The 19,518-nt window shown below is 66.3% G+C and carries 18 protein-coding genes and 1 pseudogene; 13 read left to right on the top strand and 6 right to left on the bottom strand.

What is annotated here, in order from left to right:
• Positions 1-76: 76 nt before the first annotated feature.
• Positions 77-478, top strand: a complete 402-nt coding sequence (locus VF716_RS16700) for a YkgJ family cysteine cluster protein (protein ID WP_125856129.1) — start codon at positions 77-79, stop codon at positions 476-478.
• 173 nt (positions 479-651) lie between these two features.
• The gene (locus VF716_RS16705; RefSeq protein ID WP_013981477.1) at positions 652-1,104 is read left to right on the top strand and encodes a thioesterase domain-containing protein; all 453 of its coding nucleotides are present in this window, start codon (positions 652-654) and stop codon (positions 1,102-1,104) included.
• Positions 1,105-1,162: 58 nt separating this feature from the next.
• Here VF716_RS16705 and cysQ read toward each other — a convergent pair whose 3' ends face one another.
• Together cysQ and nudE are read right to left on the bottom strand one after the other, a co-directional pair.
• Entirely contained in the window at positions 1,163-1,981 is an 819-nt protein-coding gene (gene cysQ, locus VF716_RS16710) for a 3'(2'),5'-bisphosphate nucleotidase CysQ (RefSeq protein WP_186415873.1), read from the bottom strand.
• Complete coding sequence (gene nudE / locus VF716_RS16715) at positions 1,978-2,544, bottom strand: ADP compounds hydrolase NudE (RefSeq protein WP_011911556.1); 567 nt, start codon at positions 2,542-2,544, stop codon at positions 1,978-1,980. The genes cysQ and nudE overlap by 4 nt, the downstream gene beginning before the upstream one ends.
• A gap of 115 nt (positions 2,545-2,659) precedes the next feature.
• Between nudE and yrfG the strand changes: the two genes are divergently transcribed.
• The 4 genes and pseudogenes from yrfG (at position 2,660) to VF716_RS16735 (ending at position 7,633) form a co-directional block, all read left to right on the top strand.
• Positions 2,660-3,340 (top strand): GMP/IMP nucleotidase, encoded by a 681-nt coding sequence (gene yrfG / locus VF716_RS16720; RefSeq protein WP_019407507.1) that lies wholly within the window; start codon positions 2,660-2,662, stop codon positions 3,338-3,340.
• Positions 3,341-3,506: 166 nt separating this feature from the next.
• Positions 3,507-6,062: a hybrid sensor histidine kinase/response regulator gene (locus VF716_RS16725; RefSeq protein ID WP_125870583.1), complete on the top strand. Its 2,556-nt coding sequence runs from the start codon at positions 3,507-3,509 to the stop codon at positions 6,060-6,062.
• 98 nt (positions 6,063-6,160) lie between these two features.
• Positions 6,161-7,006 carry a formate dehydrogenase accessory sulfurtransferase FdhD gene (gene fdhD, locus VF716_RS16730; protein ID WP_017244756.1) on the top strand — a complete coding sequence of 282 codons (846 nt, stop codon included), beginning with the start codon at positions 6,161-6,163 and terminating at the stop codon, positions 7,004-7,006.
• A gap of 162 nt (positions 7,007-7,168) precedes the next feature.
• Positions 7,169-7,633: pseudogene (locus VF716_RS16735) on the top strand (hypothetical protein).
• A 110-nt stretch (positions 7,634-7,743) separates the two neighbouring features.
• Here the strand turns inward: VF716_RS16735 and VF716_RS16740 are convergent.
• The 4 genes from VF716_RS16740 to VF716_RS16755 are packed head-to-tail and all read right to left on the bottom strand — an operon-like array spanning position 7,744 to position 12,433.
• Positions 7,744-8,175: an acyl-CoA thioesterase gene (locus VF716_RS16740; protein ID WP_013981471.1), complete on the bottom strand. Its 432-nt coding sequence runs from the start codon at positions 8,173-8,175 to the stop codon at positions 7,744-7,746.
• Positions 8,176-8,213: 38 nt separating this feature from the next.
• Positions 8,214-9,377, bottom strand: coding sequence for an iron-containing alcohol dehydrogenase (locus VF716_RS16745; protein WP_254162293.1), 1,164 nt, complete (start codon positions 9,375-9,377; stop codon positions 8,214-8,216).
• 24 nt (positions 9,378-9,401) lie between these two features.
• Positions 9,402-11,192 carry an acyl-CoA dehydrogenase C-terminal domain-containing protein gene (locus tag VF716_RS16750; protein ID WP_095460822.1) on the bottom strand — a complete coding sequence of 597 codons (1,791 nt, stop codon included), beginning with the start codon at positions 11,190-11,192 and terminating at the stop codon, positions 9,402-9,404.
• Between the two features lie 2 nt (positions 11,193-11,194).
• The gene (locus tag VF716_RS16755; protein ID WP_011911548.1) at positions 11,195-12,433 is read right to left on the bottom strand and encodes a 3-hydroxyacyl-CoA dehydrogenase; all 1,239 of its coding nucleotides are present in this window, start codon (positions 12,431-12,433) and stop codon (positions 11,195-11,197) included.
• 100 nt (positions 12,434-12,533) lie between these two features.
• Between VF716_RS16755 and VF716_RS16760 the strand changes: the two genes are divergently transcribed.
• The 7 genes from VF716_RS16760 (at position 12,534) to VF716_RS16790 (ending at position 19,050) form a co-directional block, all read left to right on the top strand.
• Complete coding sequence (locus VF716_RS16760) at positions 12,534-13,433, top strand: LysR family transcriptional regulator (RefSeq protein ID WP_026012604.1); 900 nt, start codon at positions 12,534-12,536, stop codon at positions 13,431-13,433.
• A 194-nt stretch (positions 13,434-13,627) separates the two neighbouring features.
• Positions 13,628-14,476 (top strand): STAS domain-containing protein, encoded by an 849-nt coding sequence (locus VF716_RS16765; RefSeq protein ID WP_254162291.1) that lies wholly within the window; start codon positions 13,628-13,630, stop codon positions 14,474-14,476.
• Complete coding sequence (locus tag VF716_RS16770) at positions 14,476-14,838, top strand: STAS domain-containing protein (RefSeq protein WP_041015300.1); 363 nt, start codon at positions 14,476-14,478, stop codon at positions 14,836-14,838. Before VF716_RS16765 ends, VF716_RS16770 begins: the two co-directional genes overlap by 1 nt.
• Positions 14,835-15,239: an ATP-binding protein gene (locus VF716_RS16775; RefSeq protein ID WP_254162289.1), complete on the top strand. Its 405-nt coding sequence runs from the start codon at positions 14,835-14,837 to the stop codon at positions 15,237-15,239. The genes VF716_RS16770 and VF716_RS16775 overlap by 4 nt, the downstream gene beginning before the upstream one ends.
• Positions 15,236-16,246 carry an ATP-binding protein gene (locus tag VF716_RS16780; protein WP_053527136.1) on the top strand — a complete coding sequence of 337 codons (1,011 nt, stop codon included), beginning with the start codon at positions 15,236-15,238 and terminating at the stop codon, positions 16,244-16,246. Before VF716_RS16775 ends, VF716_RS16780 begins: the two co-directional genes overlap by 4 nt.
• Complete coding sequence (locus VF716_RS16785) at positions 16,239-17,111, top strand: sensor histidine kinase (RefSeq protein WP_254162287.1); 873 nt, start codon at positions 16,239-16,241, stop codon at positions 17,109-17,111. The genes VF716_RS16780 and VF716_RS16785 overlap by 8 nt, the downstream gene beginning before the upstream one ends.
• Positions 17,101-19,050 carry a response regulator gene (locus tag VF716_RS16790; protein ID WP_019407497.1) on the top strand — a complete coding sequence of 650 codons (1,950 nt, stop codon included), beginning with the start codon at positions 17,101-17,103 and terminating at the stop codon, positions 19,048-19,050. Before VF716_RS16785 ends, VF716_RS16790 begins: the two co-directional genes overlap by 11 nt.
• Positions 19,051-19,518 lie beyond the last annotated feature (468 nt).

The raw sequence follows: 19,518 nt of genomic DNA on the forward strand, positions 1-19,518 counted from the left end.
CCGGCGCCGGAAGGCACTGGTAATCGGCGCGCGAGCCGCTATGATCCGCGCGCCCAACCGCACTTGAAGACATCCCGTGAAGACAAGACTGATCGCCTCCGCCGACCCGGAACGCCTGGAAACCTGGGTACGCTACAGCGCCAGCCTGTGCCGTGACTGCCACGCGACCTGCTGCACCCTGCCGGTGGAAGTGCGCATCGACGATCTGATCCGCCTGGAACTGGTCGATGCCTTTGAGCGCGACGAGCCGGCGAAGAACATCGCCAAGCGCCTGAGCAAGGCGGGCATCGTCGAGCACTTCAATCACAAGCACGAAATCTTCACGCTGACGCGCCTGACCAATGGCGACTGCCTCTATCTGGACCGCAAGACGCGCCTTTGCACGGTCTATGCCAAGCGGCCGGACACCTGCCGCAACCATCCGCGCATCGGGCCACGCCCCGGCTACTGCGCCTATCGCAGCAAGAGCGGTGGCTGAGCGGCGCACCAGCGAACGCCGCCGACAGCACGCCGGGCACCGATCCGGAACACCGCCGCACAGCGACCTCTACCAGGCCGGGCAAATGCCGTGAACGGACTGGCCAAACCGTGACTCAGGAGTCATGCTTGGCGTCTGTCTGTATCTTCGTAACATTTAGGAACCTGCCCGGCATGAGCCGCGATAGCCGCTACCTGGAAGCCATCCTTCACCACGACATTCCGCTGACCCGCTCGCTCGGGTTGCGTGTCGAGCAGTGGGAAAACCACGAGCTGCGCCTGCAGGTCCCGCTGCAGCCGAACATCAACCACAAGAGCAGCATGTTCGGCGGCAGCCTCTACTGCGCCGCCGTACTGGCAGGCTGGGGCTGGCTGCATCTGCGCCTGCGCGAAGCCGGCATCGAAGACGGCCACATCGTCATCCACGAAGGCAAGATCGAATACCCGCTGCCGGTGGTCGACGACGCCATGGCCATCTGTTCGGCACCGAGCCCCGAGGCCTGGGAACGTTTCGAGTCGATCTACCGCCGGCGCGGGCGCTCGCGCCTCGAGCTGCACAGCCGCATCCTCGCCTCCGACGGTCGCGACGCCGTGCGCTTCACCGGGCAGTTCGTGCTGCACAAGTAACTGCTCGGCTGCGCCCGAGCGGCGCAGCCCTGCTTATCCTGCCTCGGGCGTAGCGCGGTCAGCTGCGGTTGGCCAGCTCGATCAGCATCTCGCGCCAGTCCGCGCCAGCCGGAAGCGCCAGGAACGATGGGTTGAGATACGTCTCCCGCGCCTCGTAGCGTAGCGGCGCACCTGCCACCTCCAGCACCTCGCCACCGGCACCTTCCAGCACCCCCTGTGCCGCCGCTGTGTCCCATTGCGACGTCGGCGCCAGCCGCGGATAGCAGTCCGCCGAGCCCTCGGCGAGCAGACAGAACTTCAGCGAGCTGCCGACATTGGCCAGCGCCAGCTCACCGAAGCGTCCGCGCAGGCTGTCCAGCAGCCGCTCCTGCGCCGGGCTGCTGTGGCGCCGGCTGGCCACCACGGTAAAGCTTCCGGCGGGATGCGGCCGCACGCGCAAGGGCTGCGTCGCGCCATCGGCCTCGCTGCGCCAGGCGCCGAAATCCTTGCCGCCGTAATAGCAGCGCCCGGACGCCGGAATGCCAACCACACCGAAGCGAACCTCGCCCTGCTCGATCAGCGCCACGTTGACGGTGAATTCCTCGCTGCCGGCGATGAATTCCTTGGTGCCGTCCAGCGGGTCGACCAACCACCAGCGCGTCCAGCCGGCGCGCTCGGCCAGCGGCACCGCGCAATCTTCCTCGGAAAGCACCGGGATGCTGCCGTCCAAGGCCTGCAGGCCGTCCAGCAACACATGATGAGCCGCCATGTCCGCCGCCGTCACCGGCGAGGCATCGGCCTTGGCCTGCACCTCCAGTTCGCTGCGCCAGTGCGGCAGGATCGCCTCGCCAGCCTGACGCACCAGATCGATCACTGCCGACAGGTAGGGATGACTCATTGGCCGAACTCCCCACGCTGGGTGAGAAGATCCCGCGCCAGATACAGCGCGGCGAGCGCGCGCCCCTCGCTGAACTGCGGATGCTGCACCAGGCTCGACAGCTCATGCAGGCTGACCTGCTCCAGGCGCATCGGCTCCGGCTCGTCGCCGGGCAGCTGCTCCGGGTAGAGATCGCGCGCCAGTACCACCTGGATCTTCTGGCTCATGTAGCCGGGCGACAGCGACAGCTCGGTGAGCAGCTCCAGACGCCGGGCGCCGAAACCGGCCTCCTCCTTCAGCTCGCGGTTGGCCGCTTCCAGCACATCCTCGCCCGGCTCGATCAGCCCCTTGGGCAGCGACAGCTCGTAGCTGTCGGTACCGCCGCAGTACTCCTCGACCAGCAGCGCGTTCTCGGCGTCGGCCAGCGCCACGATCATCACCGCTCCGTAGCCGCTGCCCTTGCCGACCAGGCGCTCGTAGGTGCGTTCCACACCGTTGGAGAAGCGCAACTGCAATTCCTCGACGCGGAACAGGCGGCTGCTGGCGACGATTTCACGGGCGAGCACGGTGGGTTTCTGGCGCATGGGGAACTCCTGGAAACGCGAGCGGCTATCATAACCCGTGTTCCTGCACTGGCCGTGAGCGCTTTGCGACCAGCTGAACGCCCTGCCTGCCCTCACTAGGTCACTTGAGCCGCCCATGATCGCCACCCTGCCCTGGCCCGACATCGATACCGTCCTGCTCGACATGGACGGCACCCTGCTGGATCTTCACTTCGACAATCACTTCTGGCTCGAGCTGCTGCCGCAGCGCTATGCCGAACTGCACGGCATCAGCCGCGCCATGGCCGAACTGGAGCTCGCGCCGCTGTTCAACGAACACGTCGGCAAGCTCACCTGGTATTGCCTGGACTACTGGACACGCGAACTGAACCTGCCGATCCGCGAGATGAAGCGTGAGGTAGCCGAGCTGATCGCCCTCAGACCCAGCGCCGACGAGTTTCTCTCGGCGCTGCGCCAGGCTGGCAAGCGCGTGGTGCTGATCACCAACGCCCACCGCGACTCGTTGTCGCTCAAGCTGGAGAAGATCGAACTGGCGCCCTGGTTCGATCGCCTGATCAGCTCCCACGACTATGGCTATCCGAAGGAGGCGGCGCAGTTCTGGTACGCGCTGCGCCAGGATCTGGCGTTCGACCCATCTCGCACGCTGTTCATCGACGATAGCCTGCCGATCCTGCGCAGTGCCCGGCATTTCGGCGTTGCCCATCTGCTCGCGGTGCGTGAGCCTGACAGCCGACGCGCGCCCAAGGACACCGAGGAATTCGTCGCCGTCGATGACTACCGCGAGCTGATCGCCAGCCTGCACGGCAATCAGGCGTGACGTCCGGCGCTGCCGCCGGGCAGCGGGAAGCTTTACACTACGCAACAGTTACCGTCGGCGGGAACCGGCTCAGGAAGAGCGCGGGCCGACACGCATCGAAACGCGATCCGCAGGCACCGCATGCCTGTATTCGTAGTTCAGCCACGGATGATCGATAGGAAGCAACATGGCAGTAGGCGCGGAGCTCTGGCCCCAGAGTCACAGCGAAATGAGCGAGCGGATCCGCCGGCACGACTGGGGCGTGACCGTGCTCGGCGTGCCCGACAGCTGGCCGGCGGCCCTGCGGCTGCTGCTCGAGACCGTCCTCGAGGCGCCCGTGCCCATGTGCATCCTGTGGGGCGAGCAGGCACTGCAGCTCTACAACGATGCACACGCCGCACTGATCGGTGATCGTCATCCTGCCGAACTCGGCCAGCCTGCCTGTCGTCGCTGGGGTGCCACCTGGGAGCTGCTGAACCCCGCTTGCGATGCGGCCCGGCGAGGCGAGGCAAGACTGCTGCGCAACCAGCGCGTGGCGATCGAGCGCGGCGGCGCCGCGGAAGATGCCTGGTTCGACCTTGCCCTGAGCCCCATCCGCAACGCACCGCACGGCATCGGCGGGCTGCTGCTCTGCCTCAGCGAAACCAGCGAGCGTGTGCGCACCGAAACCCGCCTGTCGCAGACCGCCCTGCACTACAAGCTCAGCGCCGAGGTGCACCGGGCGAGCGAGCAGCGCCTGCAGCTGGCGCTCGAAGCCAGCGACCTGATCGGCATCTGGGACTGGGCCCTCGGCAGCGAGGGGATTCCGCCCGGCGCCGAGCTGTCGCGCATCCTGCCGGTGGAGCAGTCGGGGCCCAAGGGCCTGAGCAGCGAGGCCTTCTTCGATCATGTCCATCCCCAGGACGCGCCCCGGCTGCGTGCCGCGCTGGAACGCTGCATCGCCGAGCGCGGCGCCCTCGACCAGCGTTATCGACTGCAGCTGCCCAATGGCGAGACACGCTGGGCCCTGGCGCGCGGCCGCTGTCACTGCGACGAGCAGGGCCGCCCGCTGCGCTTTCCCGGCGCGGTGATGGACATCAGCCGCCAGCAGGCCAGCGAAGATGCGCTGCGCCAGAGCGAAGCGGAACTGAAGATGATCACCGACGCCCTGCCGGTGCTGATCGGCTACCTCGACCACAAGGAGCGCTTCCGCTTCAACAATCGCTACTACACCGAGTGGTTCGGCTATCCGACCCAGTGGCTGCTCGGCAAGACCGCCCGCGAGGTGCTGGGCGAGCAAGGCTATGCCGAGCGCGAGCAAAGCATTCGTGCCGCACTGGCCGGCCAGCAGGTGGTGTTCGAAGCCTACAGCCCGCACCGCGACGGCCAGGCCCGTCGGATGCTGGTGCACTATCTGCCGCGCCGCGATGCACAGGGTGCCGTGCTCGGCTTCTTTGTCATGGCCCTGGACGTCACCGAGCGCTGGCGCGCCGAGCAGGCCCTGCGCGAGCTCAACGAGACGCTGGAAAGCCGCATCCAGGAGCGCACCCAGGCGCTGGCCGAAGTCTACGAGCGACTGCTCAAGGAGATGGCCAGCCGCGAACAGGCGCAGGAAGCGCTACGCCAATCGCAGAAGATGGAAGCGGTGGGCCAGCTGACCGGCGGCATTGCCCACGACTTCAACAACATGCTGACCGGGATCATCGGTGGCCTGGACCTGATCCAGCGCTATATCCAGTCAGGCCGGCACGGCGAAACCCAGCGCTTCATCGATGCCGCGGTGACCTCGGCCAACCGCGCCGCGGCATTGACCCACCGCCTGCTCGCCTTCGCCCGGCGTCAGCCACTGAACCTCAAGCGCGTCGAACTCAATCAGCTGATCGAATCGATGCACGACCTGCTCAGCCGCACGCTGGGCCGCCATATCCAGATCCGCAACCAGCTGCAGGCCGGCCTGTGGCCGGTCTCCAGCGACGAGAACCAGCTGGAAAGCGCTCTGCTCAACCTGGTCATCAATGCCCGTGACGCGATGCCCGACGGCGGCACGCTGCTGCTGGAAACCCGCAACACCGAGCTGCGCCAGGGCGAGGTGGGCGACCTTGCCGCTGGCCGCTACGTCAGCCTTTGCCTGACCGATACCGGCTGCGGCATGAGCGCCAAGGTGCTGGCCAGCGTGTTCGAGCCGTTCTTCACCACCAAGCCGATCGGCCAAGGGACCGGCCTCGGCCTGTCGATGGTCTACGGCTTCACCCGCCAGGCCGGCGGTCATATCCAGATCGCCAGCGAACCGGGTGTCGGAACGCAGGTCAGCCTGTACCTGCCGGTGTTCGACGAGCAGGACGCCGTTGCGGCGCCGGCAGCGGAAACCGAGGGGCCGCTCCGGGCCCAGCAGGGGGAAACGGTGCTGGTGGTCGAGGACGATCCCGCGGTGCGGCTGCTGGTGATCGACGTGCTGCAGATGCTCGGCTACCAGACGCTGGAGGCGGCGGATGGCAATGCGGCGATCCGCATCCTGGAAAGTGCGACAGCGGTGGACATGCTGGTCACCGATGTCGGCCTGCCGGGAATGAACGGCCGCCAGCTCGCCGATGTGGCGCGCCAGCAGTACCCGGGTTTGCCGGTGCTGTTCATGACCGGCTACGCCAGGCAGGCCGCCAGCCCCGACTTCCTCGAGCCGGGCATGGACATGATCAGCAAGCCGTTCAACCTGGACGCTCTGGCCAAGCGGGTCAGTGACATGCTGATGGAGCGCGACCAACGGTGAATCGTCCGCGGCCGGCCGGGGTCATAACCCTATCCGCCGGCCGCCGCTGTCACAGGCGTCGACCGGCTCGGCATCCACCACACTGAACGAGCCTGCCGATGAATGCCCCGTCTCGCCTGACCGCCTCCTTCGCCGGCACGGCGCGCGCGCCATCCGGCGCCAGCCAGCGCTACTGCTACCAGCCCATCGACGAGGACGGATCGTGCTGCGTCGACCTCGCCGAAGAGTGCGCCCTGGCCATCGCCTACAACGGGCTCAGCCAGGCGGTGATGATGATCTCACCGGCCAACCTGGAAGATTTCGTGGTCGGCTTCAGCCTGGCCAACGGCTTCGTCGAGTCGCTAAGCGACATCTATGACATCCGCCTGCATGGGCGCGGTAATGCGCGACGCGCGGAGGTGGAGATTTCCAGCCGCGCGTTTTGGCGGCTGAAGCAGCAACGCCGCCAACTGCCCGGCACCAGCAGCTGCGGCCTGTGCGGCGTCGAAGCGCTGGAGCAGGCGTTGCCGCAGCTGGCCAAGCTGCCGTCCTCGGCCCTGCCGCCTTCCCACTGGCTGCTGGATCTGCGGCAACGCATCGGCGAGTTCCAGCCACTGGGTCGCGACTGCGGCGCGGTGCACGCCGCGCTGTTCATGGATGCCACCGGCGAGTTGCGTCTGGGCCGCGAGGACATCGGCCGACACAACGCGCTGGACAAGCTGATCGGCGCCATGGCGCGCGTAGGCTGCGAGCCCGCTGGCGGCCTGGCGATCGTCACCAGCCGCTGCAGCCTGGAGCTGGTGCACAAGGTTCAGCGCGCCGGCATCCCGACGCTGGTCAGCCTGTCCTCGCCCACAGGGCTCGCCGCACAATGGGCTCAACGGCACAACCTCAACCTGATCCACCTGCCACAGCACAGCCCGCCGCGGGTCTACAGCCCGGCTGCAGGTGACGGCTGCGCCTGACCCGCACAAGCGAGCTGAGACCTGCGTTTCAAAACCAAGTTCCAGCCAGAAATCAAAGAGTTAGCAAACAGGAACTGGGTCACGCATTTCATCGGGAAGCCCTTGCCGGAAGCGAAGCGGCACGTGAGGATCACGCCGCAATTCCTCATACGGGATCACACCATGAAGTACGCCTCGATTTTCCTGTTGTCCACCAGCCTGCTCAGCGCCGCCGCCTTTGCCGGCAGCAACACCTAAGCCGCCGTTGGCGGTGCCCTCGGTGGCGCGCTCGGTTCCGTGGTGGGTGAGCATCTGGGTGGCTCGACTGGCGCGACCATCGGCGCCGGCGTCGGCGGTGCGGCAGGTGGCATGGTCGGCGCCGACAAGCGCAGCCGCACCGAAGCGGCCATCGGCGGTGGCCTGGGCGCGGCAGGCGGTAACGTCATCGGCCAGAAGGTCGGCGGCAGCACCGGCGGCCTGATCGGCGCGGCCGTTGGCGGCGGTGCCGGCGGCGCGATCGGCAACGCCTACGGCGACGATGACGACGACCGTTATCGGGGCGACCGCCGCTACCGGGATGATCGCCGCTACTACGGCCATCCAGGCAAAGCCAAAGGCCATTACAAGCACAAACACAAGCACCACTGAGTGCCGCAGACAGCGCCGTTGCCGTCTCGTAGCAACCACCGCATCGCCCGGATCGGCCCAGCCGCTCCGGGCGATCTCGTTTACGGCTTCAGCTTTCCGCGCCGAGCGGATTAGCTCAAGGCCTCCAGCGCGGCGCGCAGGCGCCCAGGGATGGCAGTGGGACGATTGCTTGCGCGTTCGACGAAAACATGCACGAAGCGGCCCGCCGCGCAGGCCTCCTGCTCGCCCTCGCGGAAGATCGCCAGCTCGTACTGCACCGACGAGTTGCCCAACCTGGCCACCCGCAGACCTACCTCGATCAGGTCCGGATAGGCGATCGAGGCGAAGTAGTCGCAAGCCGAACTGACCACGAAGCCGACGATGTCGCCATCCTGGATATCCAGCCCGCCCTGCTGGATCAGATAGTTGTTCACCGCCGTGTCGAAAAACCCGTAATAGACGACGTTGTTCACATGACCGTAGATGTCATTGTCGTGCCAGCGCGTGGTGATGGGCTGAAAGTGCTTGTAGTCGCGGCGCAGGTGTTTGGGTTGCTCGGGCATGGTCGTTCTCGCGGTACGCAATGAAGAGGAAGACTGGCTCAGAAGGCAGCCTGATAGATCGCCAGCGCATCGGCCTCGCTGACCTCGCGCGGATTGTTGACCAGCAGCCGCTGCTGCAGCATCGCCTCCTTCGCCAGCTGCGGCAGCATGTCCTCCGGCACGCCGGCGTCGCGCAGGCGGGTCGGCAGGCCGACGCGGGCACTCATCTGCTCGAACTCCGCGATCAGCTGCTCGGCGTAGGTGGACGGATCACCCGTGCGCAGGCGCTCGCCGAGAATGATCGGTGCCAGTTCGCCGTAGTGCGTGGCCGCCGCGCTGACGTTGAAACGCAGCACCTGCGGCAGTACCAGGGCGTTGGACAGGCCGTGGGGAATGTGGAAATTGCCTCCCAGCGGATAGGCCAGCGCGTGCACGGCGGCGACCGGCGCATTGGCGAACGCCTGTCCGGCCAGGCAGGCGCCCAGCAGCATGGCCTGGCGTGCCTCGCGGTTGCTGCCGTTGTGCACCGCCTCGTCCAGATTGGCCGCCAAGAGGCGCAGCGCCTCGCGGGCCAACAGGTCGGACATGGGGTTCTTCTTCAGCGCGCTGGTGTAGGCCTCGATGGCATGCACCATGGCGTCGATGCCGGTGGCCGCGGTCACCGCCGGCGGCAGGCCGAGGGTGAGATCGGCGTCGAGCAATGCCAGGTCCGGCAGCAGCAGGGGCGAGACCACGCCCATCTTGGTCGTCTCACCGGTGGTGATGATGGCGATCTGCGTGACTTCCGAACCGGTGCCGGCGGTGGTCGGCACCTGGATCAGCGGCAGGCGCTGGCCCTTGGCGTTGCCGACACCATAGATATCCTGCAGCAATTGCGCACAATCAGGATGTGCCAGCAGCGCGACCAGCTTGGCCACGTCCATGGAGCTGCCGCCGCCGAAGCCGATGATCAGATCGACCCGGGACGCCCTGGCCTGCGCCACCGCCGCCAGGACGATGTGCTCGGGCGGGTCGGCAACGACCTGATCGTAAACCGCGACCTGCAGCCCTTCCGTCTCGAAGCCCGGCAGGACTTCGTCGAGCAGGCCGAAACGGGTGATGCCCGGGTCGGTCACCACCAGCACCGAGCGCGCCCCACGCTCCTTGCAAAGGCTGGCCAGCCGGCGTGACGAGCCAGGCTCGCAGATCAATTGAGCGGTTGTGGCAAAGCTGAACGGATGCATCGGTGCCTCCTGTGATCAATTAGCTCAAAACGCGAAGTCGCTTTCCGGCAGCGCCATCAAACAATCCGCGCCACCCTGAATGGCTTCCCGATGCGCACTCGCCCGCGGTAACACACGGCGCAGATAGAAATCCGCACTGGCCAGCTTGGCCTGATAGAAAGCCTCCTCACCGGCGCCCTGCTCCAACGCATCCTGTGCACGCGCCGCGGCCTGCAGCCAGAGACCGGCCAACAACACATAGGCCGAGTACTGCAGGAAATCCACCGACACCGCGCCGATCTCCTGGGGATCGCGACCGGTGGCAGCGATGATCTCGGCCGTCAGCTCGCGCCACTCACCGAGACGCATCTGCACCTTGCTGGCCAGAGCGTGCAGCGCAGGGCGATCGATCTGCCGGTCGCAAATCTCGCTGAATTCCGCCTGTAGCGCCGACAGTTCCGCGCCGCCGTCACCGAGCAGCTTGCGGCGGATGTAATCCAGCGCCTGAATGCCATTGGTGCCCTCGTAGAGCTGGGTGATGCGGCTGTCGCGCATCAGCTGTTCCATGCCCCATTCGCGGATATAGCCGTGGCCGCCGTAGACCTGCACGCCGAGGCTCGCCACCTCCTGGCCCATGTCGGTGAAGAACGCCTTGACGATGGGGATCAGCAGCGCAGCGCGCTTGCTCGCCGCCTTGCGGTAGCTCGGCTCGGGATGGCCGTGTTCGAGGTCCAGCTGGCGGGCGCAGTAGGCCGCCAGCATGCGGCTGCCTTCGACCAGCGTCTTTTGCGTCAGCAGCATGCGGCGCACGTCGGGGTGCACGATAATCGGGTCGGCTGGCTTGTCCGGATGCTGCGCGCCTGCCAGCCCACGAGACTGCAGGCGCTCGCGGGCATAGGCCAGCGAGCCCTGATAGGCCTGTTCGGCAATGCCAAGCCCCTGCAAGCCGACCTGGAAGCGCGCGTCGTTCATCATGGTGAACATGCACGCCAGGCCCTGATTGGGCTCGCCGACGATCCAGCCGGTGGCGCCGTCGAAGTTCATCACGCAGGTCGCCGCGCCCTTGATGCCCATCTTGTGCTCGATGGCGCCGCAGCTCAGCGCGTTGCGCGCGCCCGGCGTGCCGTCGGCATTGGCGATGAACTTGGGCACCAAGAGCAGGCTGATGCCTTTCACCCCGGCCGGCGCATCCGGCAGGCGCGCCAGCACCAGATGCACGATGTTCTCGCTCATGTCGTGCTCGCCGCCGGAGATGAAGATCTTGCTGCCACTGACCTTGTAGCTGCCGTCCGCCTGCGGCTCGGCGCGGGTGCGCAGCAGGGCGAGGTCGGTACCGGCCTGCGGCTCGGTCAGGCACATGGTGCCGCTCCAGCGGCCGCTGACCAGCTTCTCCAGATAGGCATTCTTCAGTTCATCGCTGCCGTGCTTGTACAGCGCCAGCACCGCGCCTTCGGTGAGGCCGGAATAGATGCGAAAGGACAGCGACGCGCCCATCAGCATCTCGTGGAAGTTGCAGGCCACCAGCTGCGGGAAGCCCTGGCCGCCGTATTCGGTCGGCCCGGTCATGCTCGCCCAGCCGTTGTCGACGTACTGCTTGTAGGCCTCGACGAAGCCCTGCGGCGTGCGCACTTCGCCGTTTTCCAGGGTCACGCCTTCTTCGTCGCTGTTGCGATTGAGCGGCGCGATCTCGCCGCCGGTGTAGCGCGCCGCTTCTTCCAGCACACCGTCGATCAGCTCGCGGTCCAGGCCGTTGCCGAGCAATTCGCAATGGCCGGTGGCGTCGAACAGCTCGTGCAGCACGAAGCGCATGTCACGCAGGGGAGCCTTGTATTCCATGCTCATGCCTCCTTCTTGTAGTCGGCGAAGCGGCCGCCGAGTGTGGCCAGGCTGTCGATCAGTCCGGCCGGCTGCCAGTGCTCGCCGTGGCGCTCGGCCAATGTGTTGAGGCGCTCACGAATGGCCGGCAGACCTTGACGGTCGGCCCAGGTCATCGGGCCACCAACTTCGGCCGGGAAGCCGTAACCGTAGAGGTAGACGGTGTCGATATCGGCGCTGGACTCGGCCATGCCTTCCTCGAGAATCTTGGCGCCCTCATTGACCAGCGCCAGCAGGCAGCGCTCGAGGATTTCCTCCGGGCCGATCTCGCGGCGCTCATAGCCGAGGCGCTCGGACTCGCGCTGCACCAGGGCGTCCACTTCCGGATCGTGCTCGGCCTGGCGGCTGCCTTCGGCGTAGCGGTAGTAGCCCATGCGCGACTTCTGGCCGAAGCGGCCCAGTTCGCAGAGACGGTTATCCACCTGCACCTCGGCCTCGTCCTGGCCCTTGCCGGCCAGCTCGCGGGCGCGCCATTCCAGGTCGATACCCACCACGTCATACATGCGGAACGGGCCCATGGCGAAGCCGAAGCCTTGCAGCGCGGCGTCCACCTGATGGGGATAGGCGCCTTCGAGCAGCATCATCCGCGCCTCGCGCACGTAGGTGGCGAGCATGCGGTTGCCGATGAAGCCCGGGCAGTTGCCGGCGATCACGCTGACCTTGCCCATACGCTTGCCGAGGGCCGTGGCAGCCTCGAGCACTGCTGGCGCCGTCTTCGTTCCGCGGACGATTTCCAGCAGCTTCATGATGTGCGCCGGGCTGAAGAAGTGCAGGCCTACTACCTGCTCCGGACGCTTGGTGACCGCGGCGATGGCATCGATATCCAGCGCCGAGGTGTTGCTGGCCAGGATGCCGGCCGCCTTCACGATGCCGTCCAGCTCGCGGAAGATCTTCTGCTTGAGTTCGAGGTTTTCGTAGACCGCCTCGATCACCAGGTCCACGTCGGCCAGCGCCGGGTAATCCGCCGCCTTGGCGATGCGGGCCCGGCGCGCCGCCGCTTCGGCCTCGTCGATCCGCCCCTGACGCACGTTGTGTGCGTAGGTGTCGGCCACCGCGCCCAGCGCCTGCTCGAGCATCTCGGGATTGTTGTCCAGCCACAGCACCTGCACACCGGCATTGGCGAGGCTCATGACGATGCCGCGGCCCATGGTGCCCGCGCCGATCACGGCGGCGGTCTGGATATCGAAGCGGGGTTGGCTCATGTGAACGGTCCTCGTCGCAGGCTGGAAAAAGGGAGACCAACCATAGACGAAGACGCTACTATTTTTGAAATTTAGTCTTGTGATGTTTCGGATTCACCAAGTGAATATCTACAACTTCGACCTCAACCTGCTTCGCGTGCTCGACGCCCTGCTGCGTGAGCGCAACGTCTCGCGTGCCGCCGAGCGCCTGTCCCTCAGCCAGCCGGCGGTCAGCAACGCTCTTGCCCGCTTGCGCGAACTGCTCGATGACCCGCTGCTGGTGCGTGCCGGCCGAGCCATGCAGCCAACGCCGCGGGCACTGAGCCTGGAGGCGCCGATCCGTCATGCGCTGCAACAGATCGAACACAGCCTGATCGCCGGCGAGGCCTTCGATCCGGCGCGCAGCCATCAGCGTTTTCGCATCGCCGTGACCGATTATGTGGAGCTGATCTGCATGCCGGCGCTGATGCGGCGCCTGGCCGAACGCGCGCCGGGCATCCAGCTGGCGATCCAGCACCTGACCCCGACCCTGCCCACCGACGCGCTGGACAATGGTGAGGTCGACCTGGTGCTGGGGCGTTTCCTCGACGTGCCTTCGCGCTTTCATGTGCGCCACTGGGCCAGCGAAACGCTGCAGGTGGCGGTGCGCCGCGACCATCCGCTGCTCTCCGGGCGGCTGACCCTCGACGCCTTCCTGCGCCTGCGGCATCTGTGGGTGCACGGCGGTCAGACCCGCGGCATGGTCGACCAGTGGCTGGAGGGCCAGGGGCTGGAGCGCGAGGTGGTCTACACGACACCAAACTACCTGCAGGCCGCGCACATCGTCGCCAGCAGCGACCTCGCCGCGGTGCTGCCGACGCAGCTGGCGCGCCACTTCGCCAGGCTGCTGCCGCTCGAGTTGTTCGATCTGCCGTTCGACCTCGGCCCCTTCGGCCTGGACATCGTCAGCGTGGCGCAGCGGCAGAACGATGCAGCCTTGCAATGGCTGATCGAGCAGATCGACGGCGTCGCGCCTGCCTGATAGCGCTTAAGCGGAACGACTTGCCTGCCGCCAATATCTATTTGCTACAATCCGGCCCACTTCCATCGGCAACGCTCGGAAAAGTTTTCACGTTCCGCTGCGATTCGCGGAACATCGACGCAAGGCCGAAATCTATCCCTGATACTTCGCCATGGTGACATGGACGACCCAGACAACTCCGGAGCTATTACCCTATGGCGGCCCTGCTACAACGCACCATCGACACCATTGCACGCAACCAGACCGAGCTGCTCGGCAGCTGGAAAAGCGACCTGCAGGAGATGGGCGGATTCCATAACGTAAAACCCGAAGAACTGACCCAGCAGACCGCCGAATTCATCCACCTGCTGATCAGCGGCACCGCCGACGGCTCGGCCGACATCGCCGGCCCGGCCTGGGACGCCATGCGTTCCTACCTGGAGCGCCTGTCGCGCAGCCGCGCCCTGCTGGGTTTCGACTCGCAGCAGACCGCCGGCTTCATCTTCGCCGCCAAGCGCCCGCTGATGTCCCTGCTGCAGAGCGAATACGCCAACGAACCCGCAGTATTCGCCGAGCAGCTGTGGGCCGTGTCCGAGCTGCTCGACCATCTGGGTCTGCACACCGTACGCACCTTCCAGCAGTCGCGTGAAGACGTGATCAAGCGCCAGCAGGAAGAGCTGCTGGAGCTTTCGACCCCGGTGGTCAAGCTGTGGGATGGCGTTCTCGCCCTGCCGATGATCGGCACCCTCGACTCGCAGCGCACCCAGGTGGTGATGGAGTCGCTGCTGCAACGCATCGTCGACACCGGCTCGGAAATCGCCATCATCGACATCACCGGCGTGCCCACCGTCGACACCCTCGTTGCCCAGCACCTGCTCAAGACCGTCACCGCCATTCGCCTGATGGGCGCCGACTGCATCATCAGTGGCGTGCGTCCGCAGATCGCGCAGACCATCGTCCACCTCGGGCTCGACCTGCAGGGCATCGTCACCAAGGCCAGCCTGGCCGATGCCCTCGCGCTCGCCCTGCGCCGTTCCGGCCTCACCGTCACCAGGACCGCCTGATGGATCGAATTCCTATTCTGCGGATGGGCGAGTTCCTGCTCGTCACCATCCAGGTCGACATGCACGACCAACTGGCGATGACCCTGCAGGACGACCTGGCCGAACGCATCAGCGCGACGTCGGCAAAGGCCGTGCTGATCGATATCTCCGCACTGGACATGGTCGACTCCTTCATCGGCCGCATGATCGGCACCATCTCCGGCCTGTCACGGATCATGGACGCCGAGACCGTAGTGGTCGGCATGCAGCCGGCCGTGGCCATCACCCTGGTCGAACTCGGTCTCGAACTGCCCGGCGTCAGCACCGCGCTGAACGTCGAGCGCGGCATGCAGCTGCTGCGCGCCCGCGTGGCCGCGCAATGATCGTGCGCAGCAGCGGCAGCCAGCCGGTGCGCCTCGAACAGGATGTCGTGCTGGCGCGGCAGACCGTGCGCAAGCTGACCCAGGAATGCGCCATGCGCCTGATCGACCAGACCAAGCTGGTCACGGCGGTCAGCGAGCTGGCGCGCAACACCATGGTCTACGGCGGCGGTGGCGACATGGATTGGCAGCTGATCGAGGATGGCACGCGGGTCGGCGTGCGGCTGACCTTCCGCGACGAAGGCCCGGGCATCGCCGACATCAAGCTGGCCATGACCGACGGTTGGACATCCGGTAGCGGCCTCGGCCTGGGGCTGACCGGCGCCAAGCGGCTGGTTGACGAGTTCGAACTCGACAGCACGGTCGGCGCGGGCACCCGAATCACCATCACGCGGTGGACATGAACGTTCAGGGAAGCGTCACCCAGGTCCTGCTGATCGAAGACAACAGCCAGATCGGCCACGCCCGCCGGGTCGCCCAGCGGCTGGCCGAACAGCACGACTTCGACACCACCGATGCCGGGCGCGCCGCCCTGCTCGCCACCGAGCTGGGCAGTAACCTGCTCAAGCACGCCGGGCGCGGCGAACTGCACCTTCGCGTAATTCCTGGACGAGCGGGGTGCGGCGTCGAAATCATCGCGGTCGACCGCGGACCGGGCTTCGACCTCGATCAATGCCTGACCGACGGCTTTTCCACCCGCGGCACCCAGGGCATCGGGCTCGGCGCGCTGGCGCGTCAGGCCCAGGTGTTCGACGCCTATTCCGATGCCCGCGGCTCGGTGGTGCTGGCGCAGCTGTTTCCTCGCGGCGTGCAGCCGCCGCCGTGGCGCTACGGCGTCAGCCAGCATCCCTATCCAGGCGAAACAGCCTGTGGCGACGCCTGGCAGCTGGCCTTCGACGGGCAGCGCTGCAGTGCCCTGGTCATCGATGGCATCGGCCATGGCGAGCTTGCCCAGCAGGCCGCAGTGGCAGGTGCGGTGGCGTTTGCAGAATCCCCGCTGGATTCCCCCTTCGCCCTGTTCAGCAATATGCACCAGGCGATGAACGGCACTCGTGGCGGCGCCGCAGCCATCGCGCACTTCGACGGCCAGCGTCAGACGCTGGATTTCGCCGGCATTGGCAATATCGGCGCCAGCCTGATCGCTAGCGAGGGCTCGCGTGGCCTGGCCTCGCATCCCGGCATCGTCGGCGTGCGCTTTCGCAAGGCGCATGTCTTCGACTACCCGCTGGGCGAGGCGCGGCTCCTGGTGCTCTACAGCGATGGCCTGCAAACACGCTGGAATCTGCGCGACTACCCCGGTCTCGTTCACCGTCACCCGGCCATCATTGCCGCACTGCTGCATCGCGACTTCTGCCGCGGTCGCGACGACGTGACAGTGCTGGCACTCAATCTGGAGGCTCCCCGTGGCTGATCCGACGTCCCCCGAGACCGGCGACGCCGGCCAGCTCGAACAGCTGCGCCGGGCGAATGAATCGCTGCGCGCCGAACTGGAAGAAACCAATCAGGGTGTACTGGCGCTGTATGCCGAGCTGGACACCCAGGCCGAGCAGCTGCGCCAGGCCTCGGACCTGAAGAGTCGCTTTCTGTCGTACATGAGCCACGAGTTCCGTACGCCGCTGGGCTCGATCCTCAGCATCACCCGCCTGCTCAGCGACGAACTGGACGGCCCGTTGAGCCCGGAACAGCACACGCAGGTGCGTTTCGTCAGCTCGGCCGCCAGCGAGCTGAGCGAAATGGTCGATGATCTGCTCGATCTGGCGAAGATCGAGGCCGGTCGCGTGAGCATCTCGCCGGCCTGGTTCGACATGCTCGACCTGTTCTCGGCATTGCGCGGAATGTTCCGGCCCATCGTCGAGGGCTCGCCGGTGGACCTCATCTTCGAAGAACCGCAGGGGCTGCCGCGCTTCTACACCGACGACAAGAAGCTCGCGCAGATTCTGCGCAACTTCATTTCCAATGCGTTGAAATTCACCACCCAAGGGGAAGTGCGTGTCTCGGCACGGATGGAGACCCCGCAGCAGGTGCGCTTCGCGGTCACCGACACCGGCATCGGCATCGCACCCGAGCTGCACGATCGCCTGTTCGAGGACTTCGCCCAGGTCGATTCCCCGCTGCAGAAGCGCCTGCGCGGCACGGGTCTGGGACTCGCCCTGTGCAAACGCTTCGCCGAGTTGCTGGGCGGTCGGGTCGGCCTGCAGAGCGAGCCCGGCAAGGGTTCGGAGTTCTACGTGATCATCCCGTTCAGCATCGAGGCGGAGGGAAGCGATGGGGCGTGAAAGCCGTCTGCTGATCGTCGACGACAACGCCACTACCCGCTACGCGATGCGCCGGGTGCTGGAGCGCCATGGCTACCAGGTGCTGGAGGCGGGCACCGGCAGCGACGGGCTGGCGCTGGTGGCCGGCGCCATGCCTGATGCCCTGATTCTCGATGTCAACCTGCCGGACATGAGCGGCTTCGACATCGCGCGCCAGCTTCGCACCGACCCGAATACCGCGCTGCTGCCACTGATCCATGTGTCCGCAGCCTCCATCGAGACCGGCGACATCATCACCGGCCTCGATGCCGGCGGCGATGCCTACCTGATTCACCCGGTTGACCCGGATGTGCTGCTGGCGACCCTGCGCACACTGCTGCGGGTGCGTGACACCGAGCGCGCCCTGCGCGAAAGCGAGGCGCGCTTTCGCGAGATATTCATTCACGTCGCAGCGCCCATCGCAGTGCTCGACGCCCAGCTGCAGCTGCACGAATGCAACCATGCCTTCGAGCGCCTGATCGGCACCGAGGACCGTTCAGCTCCACTGGCCGACTGCGTCCTCCCCGGGCAGGACGCCGTGCTGGACGAGCTGCGCACCCAGCTTCAGGCCGGCAACCGCTGGCGCACGTCCCTGGCGATGCGCGTCAACGGCGAAACGCGGGAGACCGAATGGCAGATCTCGCCCTATCGCACTCAGGGGCTGGGCCTGGTGTTCGTCGAGGACGTCACCGAGCAGCGCCACCGTGAGCGCGCCCAGCGGCAGGAAATCGCGACCACCACCAGCCAGCTGGCCCATGAGGTGGCCGAGCGCGCGCGTACCGAAGAGCAGCTGCTGCAGGCGCAGAAGATGGATGCCCTGGGCAAGCTGACCGGCGGCATCGCCCACGACTTCAACAACCTGCTCACCGGCATCATCACCGGCATCGAGCTGATGAAGCAGCGCATCATCGAAGGCCGCGCCGACAGCGTGCTGCGCTTCGCCGACGCCGCACTGAGTTCGGCGCGCAGTGCCGCATCGCTGACCAACCGCCTGCTGGCCTTTGCTCGCAAGCAGCCGCTGGACGCACGCGCGCTGGACATGAACGAGCGCATCCGCTCGCTGGAGGATTTGTTGCGGCGCACCATCGGCGAGCGCATCACCCTGAGCTTCGACTTCACCGCGGGGCCGGCCGTGGCACGGGTGGATGTCAGCCAGTTCGAAAGCGCGCTGCTCAACCTGGTGATCAATGCCCGCGACGCCCTGCCCGAAGGCGGCCACATCGGCATCCGGACCTTTTCCACCGATGCCAGCCAGCACCCTGAACTGGCCGCCGGCCGTTACATTGGTCTGTGCGTCAGCGACGATGGCACGGGCATCGATCCCGCCGTCCTCGACAAGGTGTTCGACCCCTTCTTCACCACCAAGCCTCAGGGCCGCGGCACCGGCCTGGGACTGTCGAGCATCTACGGTTTCGCCCTGCAGTCGGGCGGCGACGCGCACATTCGCAGCACCCTGGGCGTCGGTACGGACGTGACACTGCTGCTGCCGGCCGCCGACGGCGAAACGAGCCTGGCACCCAGCGCGGCGCCCGAAGATTCGGCGCGTCTGGCCGGCCATGAGCACGTGCTGGTGGTGGAAGACATGCCCAGCGTGCGCATGCTGATCGCCGAGACCCTCATCGAGGCGGGTTATCGCTGCAGCCAGGCCGGCGATGTGGAAACCGCCCAGGCACTGCTGGAGGCCGACCCGTCCATCGATCTGCTGCTGACCGACGTCGGCCTGCCACGCCTGTCCGGTCGACAGCTGGCCGAATGGGCCCGGCGCTCGCGACCGGCGCTGCCCGTGGTGCTGATGACCGGTTACGCCGAAAAGGCCTCCAGCCGGGAGGGATTCGTCGACGAGCGCATGGAGCTGGTACTCAAGCCGTTCGAGGGTGCCGACCTGCTCGGCAAGATCCGCGCATTGCTGGACAACGGCTGAGGCAGCAGCGAGCTCCTTGCCGTTTCGAATGCGTGGCGGCCGCTTTTCCTGCAGGCAACAAAAAACCCGCCGAAGCGGGTTTTTGTGACCATTCCGAATCCTTCGGCGCGCCTCCTGGCAGTGGTCGATCATCCATGATCCCGAGCGCGTCCTGCGCTGCAGAGATGGGCATAGAATACGCAGCCGCCTAAGACGTTAGAACAGCCAAAAACTTCGATCCGTGTAAGCCTTTTGCCATAGATGGAACCGGCACAGCATTTCGTTGTCTTGCATCGCCGCGTGTTCCGCTGAAAAAGCAAAAACCCGCCGAGGCGGGTTTTTTCTGACCGGTCCGAATTCCCTTCGAATGCCTTCCTGGCTTAGGTCGATCATCCTGATCCTGAGCGCGTCCTGCGCATCAGAGTGGGTGTAGATAAATTACCCGGCAGAGCGGGTAGAAGTGGAAAACGGCGCGGGTATTTGTAAGCC

The sequence above is a fragment of the Stutzerimonas sp. Brlt_14 genome (assembly GCF_051948915.1).
In the GTDB taxonomy this organism is placed as follows: Bacteria; Pseudomonadota; Gammaproteobacteria; order Pseudomonadales; family Pseudomonadaceae; genus Stutzerimonas; species Stutzerimonas stutzeri.